17 protein-coding genes, 1 tRNA gene, 1 other RNA gene and 1 pseudogene are annotated in these 24,868 nt (G+C 67.9%); 12 read left to right on the plus strand and 8 right to left on the minus strand.

Features of this window, described 5'->3' with window-relative positions:
• Position 1: 1 nt before the first annotated feature.
• A complete protein-coding gene (locus CU044_RS06455; RefSeq protein WP_129767454.1) occupies positions 2-1,024 on the plus strand; it encodes a glycosyltransferase in 1,023 nt (340 codons plus the stop codon).
• A complete protein-coding gene (locus CU044_RS06460; RefSeq protein ID WP_193563890.1) occupies positions 1,018-2,013 on the plus strand; it encodes a hypothetical protein in 996 nt (331 codons plus the stop codon). Before CU044_RS06455 ends, CU044_RS06460 begins: the two co-directional genes overlap by 7 nt.
• A gap of 746 nt (positions 2,014-2,759) precedes the next feature.
• Here the strand turns inward: CU044_RS06460 and CU044_RS06465 are convergent.
• Complete coding sequence (locus tag CU044_RS06465) at positions 2,760-3,662, minus strand: aminoglycoside phosphotransferase family protein (protein ID WP_129767455.1); 903 nt, start codon at positions 3,660-3,662, stop codon at positions 2,760-2,762.
• 241 nt (positions 3,663-3,903) lie between these two features.
• Between CU044_RS06465 and CU044_RS06470 the strand changes: the two are divergent.
• The 3 genes and pseudogenes from CU044_RS06470 to CU044_RS06480 all read left to right on the plus strand — a co-directional run bounded on the left by CU044_RS06470 (position 3,904) and on the right by CU044_RS06480 (position 5,949).
• Positions 3,904-4,589: pseudogene (locus tag CU044_RS06470) on the plus strand (DUF317 domain-containing protein).
• A gap of 106 nt (positions 4,590-4,695) precedes the next feature.
• Positions 4,696-5,154, plus strand: a complete 459-nt coding sequence (locus CU044_RS06475; protein ID WP_129767456.1) for a hypothetical protein — start codon at positions 4,696-4,698, stop codon at positions 5,152-5,154.
• A gap of 96 nt (positions 5,155-5,250) precedes the next feature.
• Entirely contained in the window at positions 5,251-5,949 is a 699-nt protein-coding gene (locus tag CU044_RS06480) for a hypothetical protein (RefSeq protein ID WP_129767457.1), read from the plus strand.
• A 137-nt stretch (positions 5,950-6,086) separates the two neighbouring features.
• Here the strand turns inward: CU044_RS06480 and CU044_RS06485 are convergent, their stop codons facing one another.
• From CU044_RS06485 to CU044_RS06505, 5 genes are all read right to left on the minus strand, one after another.
• Complete coding sequence (locus tag CU044_RS06485; protein WP_129767458.1) at positions 6,087-6,479, minus strand: hypothetical protein; 393 nt, start codon at positions 6,477-6,479, stop codon at positions 6,087-6,089.
• Between the two features lie 102 nt (positions 6,480-6,581).
• Positions 6,582-8,285 carry a mobilization protein gene (locus tag CU044_RS06490; RefSeq protein ID WP_129767459.1) on the minus strand — a complete coding sequence of 568 codons (1,704 nt, stop codon included), beginning with the start codon at positions 8,283-8,285 and terminating at the stop codon, positions 6,582-6,584.
• 4 nt (positions 8,286-8,289) lie between these two features.
• Positions 8,290-8,694: a plasmid mobilization relaxosome protein MobC gene (gene mobC, locus CU044_RS06495; protein WP_240045388.1), complete on the minus strand. Its 405-nt coding sequence runs from the start codon at positions 8,692-8,694 to the stop codon at positions 8,290-8,292.
• A 325-nt stretch (positions 8,695-9,019) separates the two neighbouring features.
• Complete coding sequence (locus CU044_RS06500; protein ID WP_345790122.1) at positions 9,020-9,970, minus strand: DUF2637 domain-containing protein; 951 nt, start codon at positions 9,968-9,970, stop codon at positions 9,020-9,022.
• Positions 9,971-10,359: 389 nt separating this feature from the next.
• Positions 10,360-11,919 (minus strand): DnaB-like helicase N-terminal domain-containing protein, encoded by a 1,560-nt coding sequence (locus CU044_RS06505; protein WP_193563891.1) that lies wholly within the window; start codon positions 11,917-11,919, stop codon positions 10,360-10,362.
• A gap of 258 nt (positions 11,920-12,177) precedes the next feature.
• On the opposite strand from CU044_RS06505, the gene CU044_RS06510 reads away from it, so the two are divergent.
• The 3 genes from CU044_RS06510 to CU044_RS06520 all read left to right on the plus strand — a co-directional run bounded on the left by CU044_RS06510 (position 12,178) and on the right by CU044_RS06520 (position 14,966).
• On the plus strand, positions 12,178-12,669 hold the full coding sequence (locus CU044_RS06510) for a helix-turn-helix transcriptional regulator (protein ID WP_129767462.1): 492 nt from the start codon (positions 12,178-12,180) through the stop codon (positions 12,667-12,669).
• A 204-nt stretch (positions 12,670-12,873) separates the two neighbouring features.
• Positions 12,874-13,173 (plus strand): helix-turn-helix domain-containing protein, encoded by a 300-nt coding sequence (locus tag CU044_RS06515; protein ID WP_129767463.1) that lies wholly within the window; start codon positions 12,874-12,876, stop codon positions 13,171-13,173.
• Positions 13,174-13,184: 11 nt separating this feature from the next.
• A complete protein-coding gene (locus tag CU044_RS06520; RefSeq protein ID WP_129767464.1) occupies positions 13,185-14,966 on the plus strand; it encodes a site-specific integrase in 1,782 nt (593 codons plus the stop codon).
• A 348-nt stretch (positions 14,967-15,314) separates the two neighbouring features.
• On the opposite strand, the gene CU044_RS06525 is transcribed toward CU044_RS06520, so the two are convergent.
• Positions 15,315-20,210: a type ISP restriction/modification enzyme gene (locus CU044_RS06525; RefSeq protein ID WP_205124052.1), complete on the minus strand. Its 4,896-nt coding sequence runs from the start codon at positions 20,208-20,210 to the stop codon at positions 15,315-15,317.
• Positions 20,211-20,326: 116 nt separating this feature from the next.
• Here CU044_RS06525 and CU044_RS06530 point away from each other — a divergent pair, with 116 nt between their 5' ends.
• Positions 20,327-20,524: a hypothetical protein gene (locus CU044_RS06530; protein ID WP_129767465.1), complete on the plus strand. Its 198-nt coding sequence runs from the start codon at positions 20,327-20,329 to the stop codon at positions 20,522-20,524.
• Between the two features lie 167 nt (positions 20,525-20,691).
• Here the strand turns inward: CU044_RS06530 and CU044_RS06535 are convergent.
• A tRNA-Ser gene (locus CU044_RS06535) sits at positions 20,692-20,779 on the minus strand.
• A gap of 72 nt (positions 20,780-20,851) precedes the next feature.
• On the opposite strand from CU044_RS06535, the gene ffs reads away from it, so the two are divergent.
• The 3 genes from ffs (at position 20,852) to purD (ending at position 24,777) form a co-directional block, all read left to right on the plus strand.
• Positions 20,852-20,950: signal recognition particle sRNA small type (ffs, locus tag CU044_RS06540), an RNA gene on the plus strand.
• A 51-nt stretch (positions 20,951-21,001) separates the two neighbouring features.
• Positions 21,002-23,380, plus strand: coding sequence for a DNA polymerase III subunit gamma and tau (locus tag CU044_RS06545; RefSeq protein ID WP_165371800.1), 2,379 nt, complete (start codon positions 21,002-21,004; stop codon positions 23,378-23,380).
• A gap of 83 nt (positions 23,381-23,463) precedes the next feature.
• On the plus strand, positions 23,464-24,777 hold the full coding sequence (gene purD, locus CU044_RS06555; protein ID WP_129767467.1) for a phosphoribosylamine--glycine ligase: 1,314 nt from the start codon (positions 23,464-23,466) through the stop codon (positions 24,775-24,777).
• Positions 24,778-24,868: the final 91 nt, after the last annotated feature.

The following is a 24,868-nucleotide window of genomic DNA, read 5'->3' on the forward strand; positions in this document are numbered from 1 at the left end:
CGTGCTCGTCGGCGTCTGCGACTTCCCTGGTAGCTACGCCTTCCCACCCGTCGGCTACGGCGGGATCGAACGATGGCTGTGGGCGGTCGCCGTAGGCGCCCGAGCCGCAGGCGCCGACGTACACCTCCTCGGGCCGGGCTGGCTCACGGACCTGGAGAACGACTGGGTCCGCCGACCGGTCCGCCTGGAGGACATCACCGCCGGATCGCTCGCCGAGCGGGAGCTTCGCGATACGGGGTACGACCTCCTGGTCGTGGGGCACGAATACCCGTCTCTGCCAGCCTGGGCGCGCACGTGGAGCGAGCTGGACTGCGACGTCGCCACCTTCCAGCACTCGCCCGTCTTCCAGCATGCCGACGCGGCCTTTGACGGCAAGCGGTCACGGCTCTACTGCTATTCGCCCGAGATGACCGAGCGCTACGCCAGCCACCGGCCGATACCCGAACTCGCTGTTCACTTGGGCCTCCACGAGGAGGAACCTCCGGCCACCGCCGGTACCGACCTCGTCTGGCTCGGCCGGATCGACGACGACAAGGCCCCGCACATCGCGGCGCGGGCGGCACAGATTCTTGGCCGCCGGATCCGAATCGTCGGCCCGGTCTTCGACAAGGAATATGTGCGCCTCCACGAGGACCTCCTCGGCGCCGAACACGTGGAGTGGGTTGGGGAACTCGGTGGCACCGCCAAGACGGCCGCGATCGCCGAGGCGTCTGTCTTCGTCTATACGTATGCCCGTGCGTACGTGGAGGCCGGTGCCGCTGTCTTCGGTGAATCTCTTCGCGCCGGCACCCCCATGGCGGCTCTGACCTGGCGGGAAGGGACATGCGCCCAGGCGGCCCTGTGCAACGAGACCGGTGGGGTCGCCGTCGTCGACCCGCTGGAGGACGATGAGACGGCGGCGCAAAGGCTCGCCGACGCGATCCAGCAGGCGGAAGACCTCGACCACCGCCGGGTCCAGGCGATCGGGATGCAGCGCTTCGATCCGGTCCGCCACTTCCAGGCGATGGTGACACGATCGTGCTGACCCGCGCGAACCGCGTGCTCGGGGACGACCTGGCCCAGCAGATACCCGGCGTACTGCGTGCTGCGTTAGGCCCCCACTGGGAGTTCACGGTCGACGGCCGTCACATCCAGATCCTCCACCCGAACCGCGGTACCCCCTACCGGCCAGCGCGCAGACCACCCTCATGGAGGGAGCTACTCGATTCCCTGGAGACTGGCTTCGCGCAAGTTGGGGCCGCACGCGATGCCTGCCTTCCCCTCCGCTGGGGGCGGGAGACCGAACTGACCATCTCCGCGGTCCAGGCACTTGACCCACTCCTCAAAGATGGCCAACTCCGTACGCACCGAAGCGGGTTCCTTCCCCAGCCAGTCGTCCGCTTCACAGGCCAGCGCGACGCCACCGGCCACTTGAAGGACGGCTTCCTGACCTCCTTCGTCAACGTCTCCCGGGTCCAACCCATAGGCAGCCTGGACGAGTACGGTGCCATTCTCGATGGCTGGCTGACAGTCCTTTCCCAACTCGGCTTCCACGCACGGCACCTGAGCATCAACGGCGACCTGACCTCGTGGCGCCGGCGTCAGGTGGAGGGGATCACGCTGCGCTTCCGCCATCTGGACCGCACTTTCGGCGACATCGTCCTCCTGTGGAACACCGAACACCCAGGCCGGATAGCCGTAGACCTCGGCAGCGGACTGGAACGCCTGGCATGGGCTCGCACCCAGGAGCGCTGGCACCAACTGATCTACGGAAGCTTCGCCGGGACTGCGCCGCCGACCACGCTGGATGCCATCCGCACGGCCACGCTCCTCCTCGGACACGGGATCACCCCAACTGCCCGAGGTGCGGGAGGAATCACCCGGCGTGTCATCGGCGCCATCGACCGAGATGCCGCACGTCTTGGCGTCGGGGCTCTGGTCCGGGACATGTATCGCTACTGGTCGCTCGTTGGTGCGCTGCGCGCACCGTGGCCAGAGATCGCCCGAGCCATCGAGGAAGAGATGCGTTTGTAGGGTCGAATCCCAGTGCCTGTCAGCCTGATGATTGAGAAGTACGAAGGCGCGCATTCTCCGCCTCCAAGGCGGCCACACGACGTTCGAGCTCTGCTCGTGTTGGCTTTCGCGAAGGCGGGGGTGATGACGGTGGTGGTGGCGAGGATGGCTCGGCGACGAGGCCGATGGGCTCGAACGCGACAATGGCCGACGGGTCCTGCCCACACTCTGGGCACCGCATCTTGGAAGATCCATGGCGCGTGGGCTGGGCGTTCTCCGCGTGGCGTGTGGTTTCGGTGATGTGACCGCAGTAGAGGCGTACCCGCCAGCACATGATCAGGTGATCAGGTGTCCTGTGCGACATGATCTCCTGCAGGACTCGTGTCCGAGCCTCCTGATCGCGCGCTGCCATTTCCGGGTCTTCTCGCAGCTGGGCGAAGTGTTGTTCGACTTGCTGTCGTGCTGCCTGGCAGATTGCCTCCAAGTCCCTCTGCCAGCGGTGATCCCGCCGAGTGAGCTGGTAGTCCTCCAACGGAACACCGCGGCTCTCGTATTCGACCTCGCGCACCTGCCGCACAGTAGTCCCGATAATCCGGCACGCGGGCCGAAGACTGGTCTTGTTCGCAGGAGGAGCAGACACACCCCCGAGACACTCGTGGCTGACCGGGCTGCGTCGACATTTGTTCGCGCATGAGGCGGGCCATGGAGTTCCGCGACTTCGCGGAACAAGTCTGCGGCTTCCGCGTTTGGCTTCAAGCCGGTCTCTCTCAGAACGGCGACCAAGCCCGCCGTGAGCCACCTGACCGCAGCGTCTCCACACGCTTCTCGACTTCTTCGGCGGCACGTGGATTCGTGCCGGCGTTCTGCGCGAGCCAGGTGACCATCAGCAGTTCGCGGACGCTCCGGAGCACGGCGTACCCGGACCACTGCCGGACGTCGAAGCCGTAGCCCTCCGCGAAGTCGGCGTACTCGGCCTCCGTATGCCAGCCGAAGCTGTCGTAGTACATAGCCGTCTGCATGAGGTCCCACTCACGAGGGCCGGTCGCGAAGCCGTCTAGGTCGATGACCTTCGGGTGCCCTTCGGCGTCATGAAGGACATTGCCGACGTTGAAATCACCGTGCAGATGCCCCAGCGGAAGGGCGAACTCCAGCTGCTCGTACTCGGCTGCCAGCTTCTCGGCCAGATCGGCTAGATACGCACGGGTCTCGGCACGGATCACAGCACGCCGCAGTCGCTGCTCGACCTTGTCGAAGGGACGGAGGTCGGGCAGGGAGAAACGCGGCGGCTCCAGCCCGTGAAGCCGCTGCAGGAGTTCGCCCATCTCGCGTGTACTGGCGTACTTCTCGCCGTCGGCTAGCCCTTCCCAGAAGGTCAAGGGGTGCCCCTCGACGACGACGGGCTGTTCGGCTTCCGTGACGAGTCGCGCCGACGGGTAGCCCTCCGCCGCGAGCCATTGCGCAACAGCGACCTCTCGCCGCACCGATGGGAGACGATCTGCGTGGCGACCGACGCGAGAGACGACCCGCCCGCCGTCGATGCAGAACACCGCATGGTCACCGAACCGCAGCAACTCCACGCCGTCGGGGTCCAGCTCCGCGAGGACGCAAGCTCTACGCAGAATGCTCTCGGCCGCTGCGGAGTTGAACGCGGTCTGTTCGCTCGTCGTCATGCCGTCTGACCCTCCCGTGCACAGGCAGAGCGAAGGTGATCCACCCCCGCGTACGAGGGTAAATGTGTCCGGCTTCTTTCCAGTTCGCCAGCGGCAGACAGGAAAGCCCCGGAAGGACTGGTGCCCGGCCGCAAGCTATGTGAACGTACAACGCTCCGCCAGAACACCTACCCCGGAACCCACGGAGGCGCCCCTGTACCCGCATCACCCCAGTGACTCCTGCCCCGACTCGCAGGAGCCGTTGTACTGGGTCACCCCGCGCCATCTGGCCGGTGACGACAACGCTCTTGCCGAACAGATCGGGTACACTCTGACCGGCCTCGGCTGGCGCATGTGGCCCACTTCCCGTAACACCTTGTTGTACGTGAGTCCGGACGAGCTATGCGGTGCCGAGTGGATTCTCGCGGCTTACCCGTTCGAATTGGGTGGGCTGCCCGTGGCCTGGCAACTGAGCGCTCGCCCGCACGTCGACTCTGCGATGACGGAGTGGAACGCCTACTTCACCGCTGGCATCCCGTATGAGGCACTCGCCGACCTCCTTGTGGCCATTGACGCCCGCGAGGCACCCGACATCGGCTTCGAAGGGCCCGAGACGGTCCTCAACGCGCTCGGTGCCCAAGGTTGGGTCCGCGACGTGGACTGTCCCCACACCACCGCCATGGACCCCGGGTTCTCCGCCACCGTTTCCCTGGGGCTGCAGCCGTTGCTTGTCCAGGACACGGATCCGCGCCCGGGCTTGATGGGGTGGCAGGCGTGGGCGGAACCCGTTCTCGGGGCCCGTATCTGTGGTGCGCCAGTTTCAGTGCCAGCGTCCCCCATGATCTGGTCGCCGCCTTTGCCTCCTCTCTGGCCTCACCGACCCTGGTTTCCCGTCGGACCCTGCCCAAGGACGCCGAGGGACGGCTCATGGTCGTCCGCCGCAGCTGACGACCCGCGCCCTGGGAGTGGCTGTTGTGCTGCTCCTTGCCGAGCGCCGATTTCCCCTGAACGGATAGTTCCCCGAACTTGCCGAATGGCAGAGAAGGAGACCCGTATGTTCCGAATATTCCGGCGATGTGCCCGTGCCGACCGTGAGTTCTGTGACGTCCAGCGTGCGGGCCAGGCGCTGTTGCAGATGCACGCCGAAATGCCCTGGCCCGATGCGCCCGGCTCGGTCACCGCTACCGCCCAGGACGCCTCGGGGGCTGCGCTGGACTCCGACTTCCTTCCGCCGGAGTTCAGGGCGCCGTCCCGCCAGGACGTGGTCGGGTTCATGATGCCCTGGGACCAGCCGCTCGTCATCGACAGCGAGGTGCGTGAGTGTCCCGAGTGCGGCGCGTACCGGAACTGGGTTGTCCTCTGCATGCGCGACGACTCGGTGTGGCTGCGGTGCCGTGTCGGGCATACGACGAGGGAGTTGGGCTTGGACGCGGCCTGGTACAACCGCCACTCCGGTCCAGCCGACCACTGGCACCCCACCCTTGAGGACGGGCTGCGCCACCTCGGCCACTGACTCCCACGAAACCCCCTCTCCCCTTCCCCTCCGCATCGCCGGCCCCGGAGAGCCGGCTTGGTCAGACCTTCGCTCCTCACCAACAGGGGGTTCCACATGCGTTTTCCCATCACGACCGCGCTCTGCCTCGGTACTGCGACCGTCCTGGTCCTGACGGCCTGCTCCAACGGCAGCGCCCGCGCCACGGACCCGACGTCCTTCGGCTCTGCTTCCGGACGCCAGGAGGGCAGAAACGCCCCGGCTGCGGGGCCGTTGTCCTCGGCCGAGCTGACAAAGAGGCTTCTGGACGAGGGCGACCTGGGCGAGGGCTACGCCCGCAAGGCGGAGCAGCCCGGTCGGCACGATGACGTCACCGTGACCGGCTGTCCCGCGCTGGGTGAACTCGGTGGCGACGCTGCGGCTGGCGGCAGCCTCGACTTCCCGCGCCGGGCGAAGGTCTCCTTCACGTACGCAAGCGGCACCGGCTCGGAGGTCTCCGAGGAGTTGTACAGCGGCACCGCGGCCGAGCTTTCCAGAGGAGTGGGCCGGATCTTCGAGGCGATGACCTCCTGCTCCAGCTACCAGGTGCTCGTCGGCAGCACGGCCGTCACGGTCACCACTCAGAACGTGCCCGTGCCCCAGCTGGGGGACGAGCGCTGGAGCCAGATGCTCACCTTCACCACTGACGGGCGCAGCCACGTCGTCAAGCAGACGGCTGTTCGTGTGGGGATGGTGGTTGCGGTGGTCTCGGGTTCGGCCGCGCTGGTCGATGCCCTTGCGGCGAAGGCGGTGGCGAAAGCCCGTGTGGCCACGTGAGTTCGCGTGGATGCCGCAGGCCCGGCCGGTGTTGTGTCCGGTCGGGCCTGCGGCGTGTGCGGGGCCAGGGTGCGTGGTGCTGAGGGTGTCGGCCGGTGGGAGGAGTCCTGAATTGCCGCCCGTTGGTGTGTGGTCGATCAGTCTTCTTCGAGTTCGACGTGCTCTTCGAGTGCGTACAGGGCGTTTTGGAGGTCGGTCAGACGCTCGAACTCCGCGTAGTCCTCGTCGGTCATGAGGTCGTAGACGCTGTCCAGGGAGTCGTCGGGCAGCTGGTACGCGTACTTCATGTACAGGTTGACGAGGGCCCTTGCCACCAGGTCGCCTTCGCTCATCCAGTCGGCCTCATCAGGCAGCCCGTGCGCGACGGCCATGGTTATCTCGTCCGAGGTGCTGGTGGCGAACAGATCGTGCTCGGCGCCGGTGAGCGGGCGGCCGTCGCGGCGGTACAGGCGACCGGGTTCGTCGCGGCGGGAGGGGTCCACGTCGGTAAGGAGGATGACGACGCGGGGGCGGATTTCGGTCTGGGCCATGCAGGGGTTCCTTCCGGAGGTCGGGGTTCAGGCACAAATGCTCCGGACGATCCCCGGTTTCGGTAACCAGGGATCGTCGGCTGCAGTCCGCGCGCCTGTGGGTCAGCGCCGCCGTGTTGGAGGCCGTTGCTGGAGCGGAACGCTGGCTGTGGGGTGGGCTGTTGGGATACGGGGTCGTTGTGCGGTGCTGCGGGCCATGGCTGCCTGGGCGCGGGGGCTGGGGGCGTGGCGCTCGCCGAGGCGCCGTATGCGCCAGGTCAGGGCGCGGGCGGGGCTGTGGGCGTCGTCGAGCGTGCGTTGACCGAGGGCCTGGTCCAGGACGGTGGCCGCGTTGTGCCCGGCGGCCTCCGCCTCGGCGAGCACGGTGGCGAGCGCGTCCCAGGAGGCGTCGTTGAGGATGCGTTCGGCGTGCTCTGGCACCGCCTCCTGGAGGTGATGGGCGAAGCGGCGCTTGGTCTGGTCGCTGGGGGTGCGTTGTGCGAGGACCGCCAGGATCGGCTCGGCGACCTGTCCGTACGCGATCTGCAGGTGGACGAGTGCCTGTGCGGCGGCTGCTTCCTGCTGGGTGTGCTGGTGGGTGCGGTGCCAGTGCACGGCGAACGCCACGGCGGTGAGGGCGGCGTCGAGGAGCATCGCCAACCCTGTGCCGTCACGCTCCTGTGGGCGGTCGCGCCAGATCGCCTGGACGCTGCGGCGCAGGGTGCGGGTGCTGGCGAGGTCGGCGGTGATGCGGGAGCGGGTGGCTCGCTCGAAGGCGGCTGCGGCGCGTTCGAGTTCGGCCTTCATCGCGGCCGGAGCGGTGGCCGGCAGCAGGTCCAGCGTCGCACCGAGCGCGACGAGTTGGCCCTGGGCGGCGTGGGCGTCGTCGTGGGCGAGGTGGTGGGGGATGCGTTCGGCGGCGGCGGTGGCCTGGTGCCACGGGTTGCCCGGCCGGGCGGTGGCCGGTTCGGAGCTGGTGGTGGCGAGGCTGTTGCGGATCTTGGGCAGGGACAGGTCGGGGGAGAGGGTGGAGCCCGCGTAGAACACCGGCTCGCCCTTGTCGTTGGTGTCTGCGGGCAGGGCGAAGTTGCAGCCCAGCGCGTCGCCGGAGGGGCCGATCTTGAAGCGCACGATCACGTCCGTCGCCTCCAACAGGGCGAAGAACTCGGCTTCGTCGGCCGCGGCGGCGACCGCGCGGCGGACCCGCAGACGCAGCACGTCACGGGTGGCGGCGTCCTGACCCAGGCGCCTGGCCTTGAAGTGTTCCTTGCTGGTGGGGCGTTTGGCACCGGTGCCGTCCCCCTGCTTCAACCGCCTGAGCCCGTAGTCGATTTCGATCTTGCGGGCCTCGCGCTGGACGGCGCGCTGGTCGTAGCCGCGCTCGGGTCGGCGGCCGTCCTGGCGTACGAGGGTGGCGGCGATGTGGATGTGGTCGTCGGCGTGTCGGACGGCCACCCAGCGGCAGGCGTGCTTGTCCCCGTCGGGGGCGATGCCGGCGGCGGCCACGATGCGGCGGGCGATGTCGGCCCACTGGGCGTCGGTGAGGATCGGGTCCTCGGGGGCGGCGCGGACGGGGCAGTGCCACACGGTGTCCTTGGGTGCTTTGTCCCCCAGCATCTTCACGGGCTGGTCGAGTTGTGCGACGAGCTGGGCCATCGCGTCCTTCGGATCGCGGTGGGGGCTGCGGCCGGGGTCGGGGGCGAAGCCGTTCCAGGAGGCCACCAGGTGGGGGTCGATGTGTTCGTTGGCCCGGCCCTTGCCGAAGAGGTAGCCGATCGTGCGGCGCGTGGCGTACGGGCCGGCGCCGAGGATGATTTTGGGTATCACCCGCTCACCGCCCCTCGGTGACCTGGGCGATGGCGGTGTCCAGTTCGGCGATGGATGCCTCGACGCGCGCCAGGAGCCGTTGGACGACGTCGGGGTGGGGCCAGGCACCGTCCTTGTTGAGGTGCCATGTCAGCTGGTTGAGGTTATTGCCGATCATGCCGAGCTGCCCGTTGGTGGCCATCAGCGCCTTGACCATGGCGCGGTAGTCGGCGACCGCTGCGGTGGGGTCGTCGGTGCGGGCGGCGGCGAGCGAGCACTCGGCCACGTACCCGCCAAGGGCCATGCCGCTCAGGGCGGCGGCATTCACGATTAGGGCGAACTCGGCGTCGTTGTAGCGAGGGTGGATGCGGCGCTCACGCAGCTGCTTGTCACGCAGACGGCGACGCGGCGCAGACTGCTGCTGCGGCACGCTCGACGACGGCTCGGCTCCCCCTGTCCCGGTTGGCCCCCCTGGGCCGGCCGGCTCCGGTGCCCCCTCGGCGCCGGACGCCTCCGCCCCCCGTGGGGTGGAGGCCGGATAAGGACTCCTTATCCGACAACTTGCTGCGCTGTTCGGGCCGGTGACCATCTCCTGCTGGTGGCTGGTGAGTCCGTGGTGCGAGTCGTGCATGGATCGGGTCTCCGTGGGGTGCTGGTGCCGGGTGCTTCGCTGTGCGCGGCCCCTATGCCCCGCGCCTGTCTGCCCAGGCGCGGGGTGAGCCGGAAGGTCAGGACGACCGGTGCGTTTGCGGGAGTCAGGCGGTGCCGGCGGGGGTCATGTCGAGTTCTCTCTGCCGCTGGGAGGCGGCTTCGTCACGTTCACCGAGGGGTTCGGCCTCGAAGCCGTCGTACGCGACGGGCTCGGCCTGGTCGGTGCGCTCGGTCTGCAGCTGGTCGCGCAGGGCGCGGGCGCGTTTCTGGCCGATGCGTAGTTCGGTGCGCAGACGCTCGGCGGTCAGCCGGTCGTCGCTCCAGTCGGCGGTCAGGAGTCGGGCCTCGTCGAGGACTTCGGCGTCGGTGCGAGCGCGGTCGGCGGCCGACTTGGCGGTGATGGGGACCCGACCGGTTGCCCGACGCGGGGCAGCCTTGACTGACTCCATCACAGTGGCCGACCGGGGCGGTCGGGCAGCGGATGCCGACTCGTGGGCCTCGGCCGGCCTCGTCACGGGCACCCCTTCGACCTTCGCGGGTGCCGACTCGGCCTGGTCAGACCTCGACCGGGCGGCCTGCGCGTCAGCCTGCTGACCAACCGACTGGAGCGCGGCCAGTGCCGCGGCATCATCCGACTCGGGGTTGTGGTGCAGCACCTTCGCCACGAGGTCCGACCCGAAGTAGATCGACCCGACCGGGAGCGAGGTCGCCAGCAGTACGAGGGCCCAGTTCGCCGGGTCCCAGTCGGTCAGTCGACCCCATCGGGTCGGCATGGTGTGCAGGGCCGGAGTCAGGCCGTGCACGTAGTTCAGCAGGAGGCTGGCGATCGTGTAGGTCGCCAGGACCCGCAGGGCGAACTTCCGGTCGGCATCGGGCAGCACGAGTGTGGCGATCAGCGCGAGGGCCATCAGCCCGTCGACCACGATCGGGTAGAAGAACGCGGCGGTGGGGTCGGCGCCGATGGCGCGGGCCACGTCGGACAATGCGTTCCACGAGACCCGGAAGGCCATGAGGACGACGGCCACCAGACCGATGACGAGGACGCCGCGTCCCAGACGGTTCGCGCGACGACCCCCAGCGGGTGCGGGTGCTCGGCGACCCGGACGAGCGCGGAGCAGGGCGAGGCCAGCGCGGATGCGGCGGCTGCCGCGTATGGCTTCGGGGGCACTCGGGGCAGGGATCTGCAAGGGCGGACTCCAGGGTGATGCGGTGAGGCTTGTGGGGTGCGAGCGAGGGGCGTTCACGGTGGGGCGTACACGCGAGCCCCCTTCTAAAGGGGGGCCCGCGCGTGAACGCCGAGGTGCGTGTACGGCGTGCACGGTCGCGTGATCGCTTGACCTGTGTCTTCGCTGCGATCCGTGTCTGCTGTGAGCGGTATCCGGGGCTGTGTACGCGCAGGGGTGCGTGTAGGGCCGCGTGTACGCTCCAGCCCCGGATCGGGGTGTCAGGACACGGCGCCGATGTGGCGTGCGGAGGCGCGGTAGCGGGCCTGCTGGCCGCCACCGTTGCCGCCTGCGGCGCCTTCGGCCTTGGTGGCCAGTCCGGCCTTGACGAGCCGGTCCAGGTGGCGTCGCGCCTTCTCGATGTCGGCGCGCCCCGGCTCGGGTTCGCCGCAGAGCACCTCGGCCAGCTCCCGGACGGTCAACCCGTTGGTTGCCGCGCGTAGCAGTGTGACCGGGTCGAGCGTTGGGTCGACGGTGCTGGTGCCGTGCTCGTGGTCATGGATGACCTGGAGCGGGCCGATCTCGCCGGTCGCGAGCTTGAGGTGGTGGATGGTGACAGCCAGGTCACCGGGCTTGCCGTTGATGAACAGCACACTGCCGGCGCCGGAAGTCAGCCAGGTGGAGCCATACACCTGGTCCAGGGCCGGGCGTTGGACCTTGGGGGCCTCGGCACCGGACTTTCGCTGGTGGTGCAGCTCCAAGACCTCGACGCCGTTCTGGAGGGCTCGTCCGCGGGCGTTGTTGTACGCGACCGCGAGGGCGTCGTCGACCATGGTGCTGACGGCGTCCTTGAGACTGTCGATCACCAAGGTGTCGGCCTGGTGGGCGGCGGCCAGATCGGCCAGGAGGTCGGGCTCCTTGTCGAGGGCGGCGGGCAACGGGCCCTGCCAGACAGCGAGCCGTTCTCGCAGGGCGGCCTCGTGCTCGTCCCTGATCCCGCGAGCCAGGGTACGAGCGATCTGCGTCGGTCGGTCGATAGCCAGATACAGAACCCGCTTGCCGGGCACCACCGGCATACCGAGGACGGATTCCGCCAGACCGATGCGGGCGAGAACGACCTGGTGGGCGAGGGTTGTCTTACCGACGCCCGGCGGGCCCACGATCATCAAGCTCTCGCCGGATGCCCAGGCGGTCTGCGCTGGAGTGCCCCAGATCGGATGCGTCTCGGCTGCCTTGGTGACGAAGTCCCAGCCGTTGACGAGGTAGCGGGACAGCCGTCCGGTACCGGAGGCCAGGGCGCGTTCCCGCTCGGCGCGTACGTCGGCCTCGGCGGCACTTCGTATCTCGTCCGGATCGGCACCGGGCTCGACGGCGCGCTGGACCAGGCGGAAGCCGGACTCGCGCAGTCGGCGCAGATCCGCCTTCCGTCGAACGATGCTCGCGTAATAGGCGGCGCTGCCGATCGGGGCCGCGACACCGGCAAGCTGGTGCAGGTAGGAGGCTCCGCCGATCCGGCGGAGGTCCCCAGTACCGTCGAGGTGCTCGGTCAGAGCGATCGGGTCCGTGGGCGCGTCCGCCGAGCGCAGCGCCAGCAGTGCACGCCAGACCGTCTCGTGGGCGGGCCGGTAGAAGTCGGCGGCGTCCAGGATGCCGCGCACCTCGTCGACCTCGCTGGTCTTGAACATGCAGGCGCCCAGAACCGCACGCTCGGCCTCCACAGCGTGCGGAGGCTCCCCACCGATACCGAAGGGGCCGGCGGCCTCGTCGGTCTGGTGATCGGATGGATTCTCTTGTCGCGGGGCCCTACTCTGGGCCATAGAGCTCCTCACCCGGCAGGCCATACGGGGCGGCAACCCCGGCCAGGCCGGTTGGATCGTTCAGGGATGGGCGGTCGTACGTTGGGGCTTTCGCATGGGCCCTCGGTGTTCGCACCGGGGGCCGTTTGCTTTTCGTGGGCTCGTTCGCCCACGTCCGGAGGCGGACGACGAACCATACCGACAGAATTTCGAGAACGCAACGAGTTGCATTCGTTTCCGCAATGGTGTTCACTCTTGACCCTGGCCGCAGTGGACCCTGCTGCGCCGAAGGGGAGGTGGGACATGAGCAGCAAAGACGACGCGGCGCGCGCCGGACCAGACCGGCCTGTGCCCGAGGACTACGTTGCCGAGCGCATCAAGCAAGAGCGCGAGGCCCGCGGTTGGAGCACGGTCACCCTGGCCGAGAAGATGGCCGAGGCCGGCCATCCGGTCAACCAAGCCGCGATCTGGCGAATCGAAAGTGGCAAGCCGCGACGTAGGGTCAACCTCGACGAGGCACTCGGCTTCTGCACGGTCTTCGGTCTTAGCATGGACGAGTTGACCGCTCCGTCTCTGAAGCACGCTGACCCGGTCATCCGCAGGATCGTCCGCGACTGCGTCGAGAAGAAGCATGCGCTCGCGCGACTGCAGCGCGACGTACAAATCCTGGAGCGCGAGATCGAGCACCTTGAGTTCGAGCTCGCCCACTTCGCAAGCCGCGGCGACGAGCAGAAGGCCGAGCTCGAAGAGCTGATGCAGCGCGAAGACCGAGCCTGGCTGCGTCAGCACCCCTGAGTCGCGTGGCCCCGTGAGGCCGACCACGCGCAGGCAGGCCCTCGACGCCTGACCTCCCAGAGGACGCACCTCGGTGCTGCGAACGCCGAGTAAAGCGTCTCGTGCCCCACCACAAAGCACCGCCCATCCCTGAACATCACCACCGGCCTGGACCGCGAGGGTTGCCGCCCCCGTGACCGCGTGCGCCGGAAGAGGAGCACACCCTTGCCCCAGAACTCCCTGCCCCTTGCCCAGATTGCTGGCGTCCTCGGCATCCCCGAGAGTACCCTGCGCGCCCTGATGGCTGAGAGGGGTGACGAATCCGGCGACCCCACCCTCGTAGGGCTCACGGTTGAGGAGGCCGCCCGCCGCCTCGGCATCGGCCGAACGAAGATGTACGAGTACGTCAGGGCCGGCGAGATCCGCTCCGCCAAGATCGGCAGCCTGCGCCGCATACCCGCCGAGGCGGTCGGAGAATTCCTAGCCCGCCGCTACCGGACCACGGACTTCGGCACCGCGGCTTGAGCGGGGCGCACATGGCACAGCCGAAGAAGCCCCGCACGTCCCGCCAACCCAATGGCGCTTCCTCGATCTTTCAGGGCAAGGATGGCCGTTGGCACGGCTACGTCACCGTCGGCGTCAAGGACGATGGCACTCCCGACCGGCGTCACGTCGGCCGCAAGACCCGCGCCGAGGTCACCAAGGCCGTACGCGAGCTGGAGAAGCAGCGCGACTCCACCGGTGTTCGCAAGGCCGGTCAGACCTGGACGGTCAAGACCTGGCTGACCCACTGGGTCGAGAACATCGCGGCGCCCAACGTCGGTGAGAACACCATCGACGGCTACCGGGTGGCGGTCTACCACCACCTCATCCCCGGTCTGGGCGCCCACCGCCTGGAGAAGCTGGAGCCTGAGCACCTGGAACGGCTCTACCGGAAGATGCAGGAGACCGGCAGCGCTGCCGGCACCGCCCACCAGACGCACCGAACGGTCAAGACCGCGCTCAACGAGGCCATACGCCGCCGCCACCTCACCATCAACCCGGCCTTCGTCGCCAAGGCACCCAGGGTCGAAGAGGAGGAGGTTGAGCCGTACACACTCGAAGAGGTCCAGCGTCTCCTCGCCGAGGCCACCAAGGTGCGCAACACCGCCCGTTGGGTGATCGCGCTCGCCCTCGGCCTGCGCCAGGGCGAGGCGCTCGGCCTGAAGTGGGAGGACGTGGACTTCGAGGCCGGCGTGATCCTGGTGCGGCGTGGTCGGCTGCGGCCCCGGTACCAGCACGGCTGCGGCGACAAGTGCGGTCGCAAGCCTGGCTATTGCCCGCAGAAGATCAGCATCCGGCGCGAGACGAAGGACACCAAGACCCGCGCCGGCAAACGCCCGATCGGCGTGCCCGAGGAACTGCTGAAGCTGCTGCGCCTGCACAAGGAGCAGCAGGATCGCGAGCGGGCGCTCGCTCGCGATCTGTGGGTGGAGAAGGGGTATGTGTTCACCTCGCCGACCGGCGAGCCGCTCAACCCCAACACCGACTTCCACCGGTGGAAGGACCTGCTGAAGGCAGCGAAGGTCCGCGATGCTCGCCTCCACGACGCCCGCCACACTGCGGCGACCGTGCTGCTCCTCCTCGGCGTCCCCGACACGATCGTCGACCGGATCATGGGCTGGGAGCCCGGCAAGTCCGCCCGCATGCGCAGCCGGTACCAGCACCTCACCAGTTCCGTTCTCCAGCAGACCGCCGCGAAGGTCGGCGCCCTGATCTGGGGCTCAACGCCGCATCAGTTCCCGTCGACGCCTGGAGGTTCCGTGCCGGGCTTGAGCCAGGACCCCGTACCAGCAGGGCCGGATGTGTACGTGGCCTGTCTAGGCGAGCGGTATGTTCCGTTCCTGCACCACGAGCACGCCCAAGCCGTGGCTTCCCAGTGGGGCGGCGATCACCCCGGTAAGCGTGCACACGTGGAGATATGGGACCGGCCGCAGTGGGAAAACATGGGCCCCGGTGGTATCCGGGCTATCCGTGACCGGATACCCGACCGCCGACTCATTCATCATGCCCACGCCGTGTTCCTGCCCGGCGGCGAGCGGCTCAACATCGGCCGCGCTGAGCAATGGTCCGTATCGGCCTGGGAGTTCGAGACCGATCTGTACACGGACTTGCCGGTCCGGTGGCACACCACACGGCGCCCTGGCCAGGAGGTAGAGGCTCAGGTTCGCGGTACGGGAAAGGAAGCGGTCGTTACCGCCTTCGCCGAAGCTTGCGCACAGGCCGTGGACCGGGCCAGGAACCCCGGGAGGTACGGCGACACGATGACGCTGCCGTGAGAGATAGCGTCCGCGAAGGCCCGCCTTTTGAGCGGGCTGGCGCTGGTCTGTTGCTTCCACGAGCTGCCGATCGGCTAGCTGTAGTCGGCGCACTGATCGGCGACGGCACCTCCACCCGTGACACATCTGCATCGAGGGCGTTCCAGGTCAGCTCCTCGACCGAGTAGACCAGGTTGTGCAGACGTGTGAGTCCAGCGACGTGGTCACGCTCTTTCTAGAACGGCAGCATCGCCGTAGCAGCAACCTGCCTGCTGGGACCAGACGTTCCTGAAAAACGGGGCTCGGGGCAAGGGCAGCGACTCGTTCTTCGCTCTCCTTGCCCCGTTCAACTGGCAGCAGGCACTCGGGTCACTCGATGATGTCGAGCGGGGGCAGAGCATCGACGATCTTCATCGTTTCGAGGCTGACCGTGACGATGCGCTTGAGTAGGTCGATGATGTAGCGAGGATCCTCGGACCAGTCGTTGGGGTCGTTGACGATCCCTGAGTCCTTGTCCGTCTTCACCCAGTAGCGATCGATGATCCACTCAATCGCGGAGCGCGCGCCGAGCTGGTACCGATACGCCTCCTCGGGGATGTTCGTGAGGGTGACCCTGGGGTTGTAGATGATGGTGCTTCGGTCGACCTGACCCTTGGCGCGAGGGAACTTCATCTTTTTGCCGACTCGGTAGAGCTCGCTGGGCGAGGTCGCAGAGGTGGCGCCGGACACTTGCTCGACGATGCCTGCATACGGCTGCTGCTGCTCGTAGCCAATGTGAAGCTTGGCGAGGGCGCGCCCGGCCTCTGCGAAACCGTGGAAGTCGTGCACCTTGGGGATGCGAGGCAGGGACTTCTTCAGGTCCGCTGCGAACTGCTCGCGGTAGGCCGGGGAGTGGAGCAGAGCGTAGATATAGAAGAAGACGTCGTCTGTCGTGATGTCAGGGGCGCCGTACGTCTCACGGTAGGCAGCGAGCGTGGCATCTGTGATGTTGTCGAGGCGTTCGTAGCCGCCGCCTGACTCCGCCTCAGCTGCGGCAAAGAGGTCGTCGCCCTGTCCAAGCTCTCGGTAGGCGTAGCGGGGGTAGAACTGGCCAGTTCCCGAACCCCAGGTCGCCAAGTCGGGAATCTGGTTAACAGCCAGCACAGAGAAGGGCTTACCGCTCCCCGAGCCGGTCGCGTAGAAGCCGAAGTTCTCGTGCTCCATGTTGGGAAACAGCCGAGGTAGCTGGTACGTCATGTCGTTCAGCCGCGAGTGGAAGTACAGCTTTTGCTTGGTGAACGGACGATAGGAAGACGTGACCACACAGGTTGCATCGAAAATGTACTTCTGTCCCCTCGCCAGTCGAGTTTTGTCGGCGCGGTTCCAGCTGATCTTCTGAGGGTCGGTGTCGATCCAGTTCTCGGCATCCTTGACACCCGGAGCCGTTAGGCCCTGGGTCGCGCAGTACCCATGGAAGCCTGCAACCTGCTCGTTGTAGAAGTCGATCATCGACTCCATGTTGGTACGCACCTTCTCCGCGGAGGAGTTATACACCCATGCATCGCGCGCAGAGTTGAGGCCGCTGGAGTAGACGGCAAAGACGGACTGAGCCGCGAGCGCCTTGTCTTTGTCACCGATCGTCTGGAAGGTGGCGTAATCCTCGGAGCGCTGGTTGATCCAGTCGCCGTCGGCATTCGGTGCGATCTCTTCCCAATCGACCGTATCGAGACCCTGGGACTTAAGGATGCGGAGCTTGTCCTCGCGGCTGAGGTAGTTGCCGATGTCGCGGTAGCGCAGCGTGCACCCAGGTTCATCAGCGGTCGACTTGATGCCCTTGACCAGGAGCAGGATGGCGACGGTGTTGCGGCTGCCGGAGCCGAAGATCTTGCCGCCTTCCTTCTGGGACTGCTCTCCAGCGGTGCGCTGGTTCCCGCGGAGGTTATAGCAGTAGATGGCGTCGAACTCTTCAACGAGTGACTTCCGCAGGCCGTCTGCGCTGATGCTGTCGATGTAGCCGCCGTTGGAGACGAAGGCCACGACGCCCTCGTCCTGAAGACGATCCGATGCCCAGCGGATGGCGCGGATGTAGGAGTCGTAGAGCTTGTTCTTGTTACCTACAGCCGACTTGGCGACGTACGTCTCCGCGATCCGGCCGTCCAGTGCTTCGTACTTGAGGTTCTGGTTGTTGTCGTTGACGCTGTCCTGGCCCACTGAGTACGGGGGGTTGCCGATGACAACCGTGATGGGCTGGGCCTTCTGCTTCTTCGCACGCTCGCTGTTGCCCTCCAGCACATCCATGCCGTCGAGCTTGGCAACCCCACCTTCCGCAAGCTGGAAAGTGTCGGTCAGCACGATGCCCTCGAACGGCTGATATTGCCCATCAGCGACGGCAAGTTCGTGGTAGGCGGCTTCGATATTTACGGCGGCGATGTAGTAGGCGAGCAACACGATCTCATTGGCGTGGAGTTCGCTGGTGTACTTGCGCAGTAGGTCGTCGGGCTTGATCAGACCGGACTGGAGGAGGCGGACTGGGAAGGTGCCGGTGCCGACAAAGGGGTCGATGACATGGACGCCTTCGTCGGTCAGCGAGCGATTGAAGTGCTTGTTGAGGGCCTGTTCGGTCGAGCGGACAATGAAGTCGACGACCTCGACCGGGGTGTAGACGATGCCAAGTGCAGCGGCGGTCTTCGGCAGTGCGGTCTTGAAGAACTTGTCGTACAGCTCAACGATGACCTGCTGGCGGCCGGCGTGGTTGTCGATGCCCTTGGCGCGGACTCGGACCGAGTTGTAGAAGTCCTCTAGGGTCTTGTTCTCAGTCTCCAAGCCCTGGTCGTCGAGGACGTCCAGCATCTTCTGCATGGCTTGAGACACCGGGTTGTGCTCGGTGAACGCGTAGCTGCTGAAGAGGGCGTCGAAGACGGGCTTGGTGACGATGTGCTGGGCGAGCATGTCGATGGCGTCGGGCTCGGTGACGCCGGGGTTTATGGTCGCCCGGAGCTCATCGAGGAACTCCTCGAACGCGGCCCGCTTTTCGCTCAGCTGCAGTGCGGCCTTGATGCGGGTTACATGCGCCTTGGCGATGGCGGCAACGTCCTTCGCCCACAGCTCCCAGTACTGGCGCTGCCCAACCTTGTCGACGATGCGGGCGTAGATCGCCTCACGCCAGTCCTCGACCTTGAGTAGGGCATCCTGAATGTACTGCGCACCCTGGGCTTCCTGCTGTTGCGCGCTCTGGGCTTCGGCCGACGTAGTAGAGCCGTCCTGGTCGCCGAGGGCCTCGTCGCCGGGGGCGACGTGGCCGATGCCGATGTTCTGTGGTGCCTGCTGGTTCAGAGAGATCTGATTGACCGTCGCGTTGAAGCGGTCGTCGTGGGAACGCAGCGCCTGGAGGACCTGCCAGACGGTGCGGAAGCGGTCGTTGTTGGCGAGCGCCTGCACGGGCGGCATGCCAGCGGGAACGGCAACCGGCAGGATGATGTAGCCGTACGACTTTCCTTTGACGCTGCGCATAACCCGGCCGACCGACTGGACGACATCGACCACAGAGTTGCGAGGGTGTAGGAAAAGCACCGCGTCCAAGCTGGGGACGTCAACGCCCTCGGACAGGCAGCGGGCGTTGGACAGGATCCGCGCGTTCGCCGGCCCCGGGTCCTGCTTAAGCCAGTCCAACCGCTGGTTCCGGCGCAGAGTGTTGAAGGTGCCGTCGACGTGCTCGACCTCGCAGTGCAGCACTTCGTCGTCGCCTTCGTCGTAGGCGTCGACGATGGCGTTGAAGTTGTCGGCGATGGTCTTGGAGTCGGCGATGGAACGGGAGAAGGCGACGGCGCGCTTCATCGGGGCCTCGTCCTGGCCGAAGCCCTCGCCGTCCGCGAAGGTACCTGTCCTCTTGGCCATGGCGTTCCAACAGCCGATGATCTTCGCGGCGTCGTCCAGGTTCAGCTCGGAGGCACCTCCCGCAAAGCCCTGTTGGAGGGTCTTTGCGACCACGCCTTCGTCCACGGTGAGGATCAGGACCTTGTAGTCGGCAAGCAGGCCCTCCTCGACAGCCTTACCGAAGCCGAGGCGGTGGAACTCCGGCCCGTACAGTTCCTCGCTGTCCATCGAGGCGACCGTAGCGCTGGAGTCCTTGGCCTGCTGCTGGGTGTCCTCGTTATAGATGCGCGGAGTAGCCGTCATGTACAGCCGACGATCGCTGCCGAGGTAGCCGTCGTCGTGGACGCGCACGAACGCCGACTCGTCGGCGCCTGCGATGGTGACGCCGGTCGTACGGTGGGCCTCGTCGCAGACGACCAGGTCGAACCGGTCCAGGCCCTTCTGCTGTGCAGCAGCGATAGTGTCGATCGACTGGTAGGTCGAGAAGACCACGGTCAAGCCCGGACCTGCCGCCACGCTGGCGATCTGCTTGATCAGCTTGTCCGGGTCGGTCGTGGCCGGCAGCGCCAGGTCGTGCGTCGCCATGTCCTGGCTGTCGTTCGCGGCCTGTTGCTTCCCGACCTTCACGTCGGAGCAGACGGCGAACGGGCGCAGAGTGACCTGAGTCTCTGAGGACCACTCCCGCAGCGTCTGCGAGAGCAAGGCAATCGAAGGCACCAGGAACAGCACCGTGGTGTGTTCGCCCTGGCCGGCCTGGGCGCGCTCGTTCTGCAGCCGCTCGGCGATCTTCAGGCTGGTGAACGTCTTGCCAGTCCCGCAAGCCATGATCAGCTTGCCGCGGTCGTTCTCGGCGAAGCCGGCAAACACGTCGTCGATCGCCTCGTGCTGGTGCGGTAGTGGCGACTTCTTCTTGTGCAACTTCAGGTCGACCTCGAAGGTCACTCCGGACTGCGACGGCAGATGCCATGCGATCGGGCTCGCGGCGATGTCGGACAGGCCGAGGCGGGTCACCGGCGGCTGCTGGCCAGCCATGGTGTCCTCCGCGTTCGGACCCCACTTCTCAGTTGTGGAGATGATCATTCGGCGGGTGAACCCGCCCTTGCCTGAGGCGGCGAGAAAGGAGTCGATATCCGGCTTCTGTACCGTGTGCGTGGATTCGTAAAACTTGCACTGTATGGCGCAGAAGCCGCCCGTCTCCCGATCCTGGGCCACCACGTCGATTCCGGTGTCCTTCTTGTTCGCCGCGGCGCCCGGCCAGTCGGCCCAGAGCCAGACCTGGCTGAACTGTTCGTTCCACTGCGGATCGGTGCGCAGGAACTTGACCATGAGCTGCTCGAAGCGCGTACCACGCTCATGGTTGTCCTGAGACGTCTCGCGGATCACCTTCAGGACCTCGTGCACCGTCGTCGTCACAGCCCCTGCCCCTTCGCCGCCGCCGCGTGACCGCGCCCGTCGCTCGCCTACGCATCAATCCTTGAGGGAGCCTATCTGCCCACGGGTGTCATGATCCGGAGGAGCGTACGGTTCAGGTGACGCTGACATCGGAATTGGCACTGTCGCTCGGCCTGATGGCGAGTCAGGCACTCCAGCCCAGCTTCGGAGCGGGTCCGGCCCACGTCGGCGCGGGCTCTGGCACGAGCACGCAGGTGGACGACATCCGGGAGCCATGGTTGTCGATCTCACCGCACGAGGTTGTTCTGATGTTCGAGGGCGCCACGCTCTCGTGAGGGCTCGACAGCCTGTGCCGTGAGACCGCTGGGTCAGGCTTTGCCGATCGTGCAATCTGATCCGCTCCTGTCCCCACGGGCCAACTGCAACCAAAACTGCAACCACGCACGACGAAGGGCCCCACCGCGAACGGTGGGGCCCTTCGACATCGTGCCCGGTGAGGCACTGGCGGAGGATACGAGATTCGAACTCGTGAGGGGTTGCCCCCAACACGCTTTCCAAGCGTGCGCCCTAGGCCACTAGGCGAATCCTCCGCGGCAAACAATACAAGACGCCGGGGAGTGCTCGCGAACTCGATCCGGGCCTCCGGGATCAGGTACTGTGTGCGGAGCCCCTCACGTGGCGCTATCTGACTGAACTCCCCCAGGGCCGGAAGGCAGCAAGGGTAGGTCGGCTCTGGCGGGTGCGTGGGGGGCGCTTGCGTTGGGGGTGGTGGTCGGGGGGCTTTGTCGTAGGGGGCCGATATCGTCGTAGGTGTGTCGTCCCTTGCGCTGTACCGCCGTTATCGCCCCGAGTCATTCGCCGAGGTCATCGGGCAGGAGCATGTCACTGACCCGCTGCAGCAGGCCCTGCGGAACAACCGGGTCAACCATGCGTACCTGTTCAGCGGTCCGCGTGGCTGTGGGAAGACGACCAGTGCGCGCATCCTCGCGCGCTGTCTGAACTGTGAGCAGGGGCCGACGCCGACGCCGTGCGGTGAGTGCCAGTCCTGCAAGGACCTGGCCAGGAACGGGCCGGGGTCCATCGATGTGATCGAGATCGACGCCGCGTCGCACGGAGGCGTGGACGATGCCCGTGATCTTCGGGAGAAGGCGTTCTTCGGGCCCGCGAGCAGTCGTTACAAGATCTACATCATCGACGAGGCGCACATGGTCACCTCGGCGGGCTTCAACGCCCTGCTGAAGGTGGTCGAGGAGCCGCCGGAGCATCTCAAGTTCATCTTCGCGACCACCGAGCCCGAGAAGGTCATCGGGACGATCCGGTCGCGTACGCACCACTATCCGTTCCGGCTGGTCCCGCCGGGGACGCTGCGCGACTATCTCGGCGAGGTGTGCGGCAAGGAGCGGATCCCGGTCGCGGACGGGGTGTTGCCGCTGGTCGTGCGGGCCGGTGGCGGGTCCGTGCGTGACTCGATGTCCGTGATGGACCAGTTGCTCGCGGGCGCCGCCGAGGACGGTGTGACGTACGCCATGGCGACGGCTCTGCTCGGTTATACGGACGGGTCGCTGCTCGACGCGGTGACGGACGCGTTCGCGGCGGGGGACGGGGCCGCGGCGTTCGAGGTCGTGGAGCAGGTCATCGAGGGCGGAAACGACCCGCGGCGCTTCGTCGCCGATCTCCTGGAGCGGCTGCGGGATCTCGTCATTCTGGCCGCCGTGCCGGATGCCGGGGAGAAGGGGCTGATCGACGCCCCCGCCGATGTCGTCGAGCGGATGCAGGCCCAGGCGTCGGTCTTCGGCGCGGCCGAGCTGAGCCGGGCGGCCGACCTGGTCAACACCGGGCTCACGGAGATGCGCGGGGCCACCTCGCCCCGGCTTCAGCTGGAGCTGATCTGCGCGCGGGTGCTGCTGCCCGCGGCCTTCGACGACGAACGGTCGGTTCAGGCGCGGCTCGACCGGCTGGAGCGGGGGGCGGCCGCCGCCGCTTCGACCGCGGGGGCCGCGTTCTCGGCCGGAGGCCCCGGTCCCGCGACGGGGTACGTCCCCGGGCCCGAGGCGCACGCGCCCGTACCGCCCGCGATGCCAGGACCGCCCGCGCCCGCGCCCGTACCACCGGCCATGCCGCAGGCCCCGGCCATGCCTCAGGCCGTACCGGAGCCCGCCGCTCCGCCGCCCGCCGCGCACGCGCCCGCGCCCGGCCCCGCCACCGAGCCGCAGCGGCCCGGTGCCTGGCCCTCCGCCGCGACGCCCGAGACCGCGGGGCGCCGTCCCGGCGGCTGGCCCACCGCGTCGGCCCCCGGACAAGGGCAGGGGCAGGGCCAGGGGGGCGCATCGACGCCGGGTCCCGCGGCTCCGCCGGCCGCCGCTCCTCAGCCCGCCGCCGCTGCCGCCGCGCCGGCCCCCGGTATGACGCAGGGCGCCGGCCAGGTGCGGAACATGTGGCCGGACATCCTGGAGGCCGTCAAGAACCGCCGGCGCTTCACCTGGATCCTGCTCAGCCAGAACGCGCAGGTCGCGGGGTTCGACGGGACGACCCTCCAGGTCGGTTTCATCAACGCGGGCGCCCGTGACAACTTCACGAGCAGCGGCAGCGAGGACGTGCTCAAGCAGGCGCTCTCCGAGCAGTTCCATGTGCAGTGGAAGATCGAGGCGATCGTCGACCCGTCGGGCGGCACCGCCGCGCCCCCGGCGAGCGGAGGCGGAGGAGGCGGTGGCGGTTACGGCGGCCCCGGCCCCGGTGGCGGCTATAACGCGGGCGGGGGCGCGGGCGGCCCAGGCGGCGCGGCCTCTCCCGGCTCCGCCGGCGGCGGCGGGTACGGCGGCGGGGGCGGGTACGGCGGCGGGGGCGGTGGCGGATACGGAGGCGCCCCCTCCGCCTCGAACGCCGCCCCGGCCACCCCGCAGGCACAGCGCCCAGCCCAGCCCACGCACGCTTCGCAGTCGTCGTCCGCCCCCGTGTCCCAGGCCGCGACCGGTTCCGGTACGGCGCGATCCGAGTCGCAGCGCCGGAACGGACCCGACCGCCAGGACCGGCCCGACAACAGACCCGCCGAGCTCGCGAAGCCGCCGGTGGCACTGGAGGACGACATTCCGGAGGAGGACGATCCGGACCTCGTCGACTCCGCGCTCTCCGGCCACGAACTGATCGTGCGCGAGCTGGGAGCGACGGTTGTGGAGGAATACACAAACGAATAGCGGTCCGTCATTCGGCGGGCCATCCAAGGCCCGTCCAAGGCCCGCACACGGCGCGGCGCCCGGTCCGGGCTAGGCTGCCCCTCGTGAAGGTCCTTGTCATCGGCGGCGGCGCCCGCGAACACGCCCTGTGCCGCTCTCTCTCCCTCGACCCCGAGGTCACCGCTCTGCACTGCGCGCCCGGCAACGCCGGCATCGCGGAGATCGCCGAGCTGCACCCGGTGGACGCGCTGGACGGTACGGCCGTGGCCCGCCTCGCCACCGAGCTGGAGGCCGGGCTCGTCATCGTCGGGCCCGAGGCCCCGCTGGTGGCCGGGGTCGCCGACGCCGTACGGAGCGCGGGCATTCCGTGCTTCGGGCCGTCCCGTGAGGCGGCCGAGCTGGAGGGCTCCAAGGCCTTCGCCAAGGATGTGATGGCCGCGGCGAACGTTCCGACGGCCCGTAGTTACGTCTGCACCACCCCCGACCAGATCGACGAAGCGCTCGACGCCTTCGGCCCGCCGTACGTCGTCAAGGACGACGGACTCGCCGCCGGGAAGGGCGTCGTCGTGACCGCGGATCTCGCCGTGGCGCGCGAACACGCGCTCGGCTGCGACCGCGTCGTCATCGAGGAGTTCCTCGACGGCCCCGAGGTCTCGCTCTTCGCCATCACCGACGGCGAGACGGTCCTTCCGCTCCAGCCCGCGCAGGACTTCAAGCGCGCTCTCGACAACGACGAGGGCCCCAACACGGGCGGCATGGGCGCGTACTCCCCGCTCCCGTGGGCCGACCCCAAACTGGTGGACGAGGTCCTGGAGACCGTTCTCCAGCCGACGGTCAACGAACTGCACCGCCGCGGTACGCCCTTTTCGGGGCTGCTGTACGCGGGCCTCGCGATCACCGGACGCGGCGTGCGGGTCATCGAGTTCAACGCACGCTTCGGCGACCCGGAGACGCAGGTGGTCCTGGCCAGGCTCAAGACGCCGCTGGCGCGCGTCCTGCTGGCGGCGGCCGAGGGAGAGCTCGCCACGCTGCCCCCGCTGACCTGGCGCGACGACGCGGCGGTCACGGTGGTCGTCGCCTCGCACAACTACCCGGACACCCCGCGCACCGGCGACCCGATCGAGGGCCTCGAAGAGATCGCGGCACAGGATGCCCCCGACGCGTACGTCCTGCACGCCGGAACCCGGCGTGACGGTGACACGGTCGTGAGCGCCGGCGGCCGTGTGCTGTCGGTGACGGCCACGGGCAGGAACCTGACGCGGGCGAGGGAGCGCGCGTACACGGCGCTGCGCCGCATCCGGCTGGCGGGCTCCCAGCACCGTACGGACATCGCCCGCGAGGCCGCGGAGAACGCCGGGAACGCCAAGAACGCGGAGAACGCCGAGGCCACCGAGACCGTGGAGACCACGGGCGCCTGATCCCGGGCGCCGGGGCCCGGGAGGCTTATTCCCGGCGCTGTCCGCCCCCGCCTCCGCCTCGGCTCGCGTCCCACCTCGCCCCGCCCCGCCC

This window comes from Streptomyces sp. L-9-10, from assembly GCF_004151105.1.
Classification (GTDB): domain Bacteria; phylum Actinomycetota; class Actinomycetes; order Streptomycetales; family Streptomycetaceae; genus Streptomyces.

What these genes read in the sequence shown, in the direction of transcription:
- CU044_RS06465 (WP_129767455.1), bottom strand. Translation starts at nt 3,662, where the DNA reads ATGACGACGAGCGAACAGACCGCGTTCAACTCCGCAGCGGCCGAGAGC.
- CU044_RS06475 (WP_129767456.1), top strand. Translation starts at nt 4,696, where the DNA reads ATGTTCCGAATATTCCGGCGATGTGCCCGTGCCGACCGTGAGTTCTGT.
- CU044_RS06480 (WP_129767457.1), top strand. Translation starts at nt 5,251, where the DNA reads ATGCGTTTTCCCATCACGACCGCGCTCTGCCTCGGTACTGCGACCGTC.
- CU044_RS06485 (WP_129767458.1), bottom strand. Translation starts at nt 6,479, where the DNA reads ATGGCCCAGACCGAAATCCGCCCCCGCGTCGTCATCCTCCTTACCGAC.
- CU044_RS06505 (WP_193563891.1), bottom strand. Translation starts at nt 11,919, where the DNA reads ATGGCCTGCCGGGTGAGGAGCTCTATGGCCCAGAGTAGGGCCCCGCGA.
- CU044_RS06510 (WP_129767462.1), top strand. Translation starts at nt 12,178, where the DNA reads ATGAGCAGCAAAGACGACGCGGCGCGCGCCGGACCAGACCGGCCTGTG.
- CU044_RS06520 (WP_129767464.1), top strand. Translation starts at nt 13,185, where the DNA reads ATGGCACAGCCGAAGAAGCCCCGCACGTCCCGCCAACCCAATGGCGCT.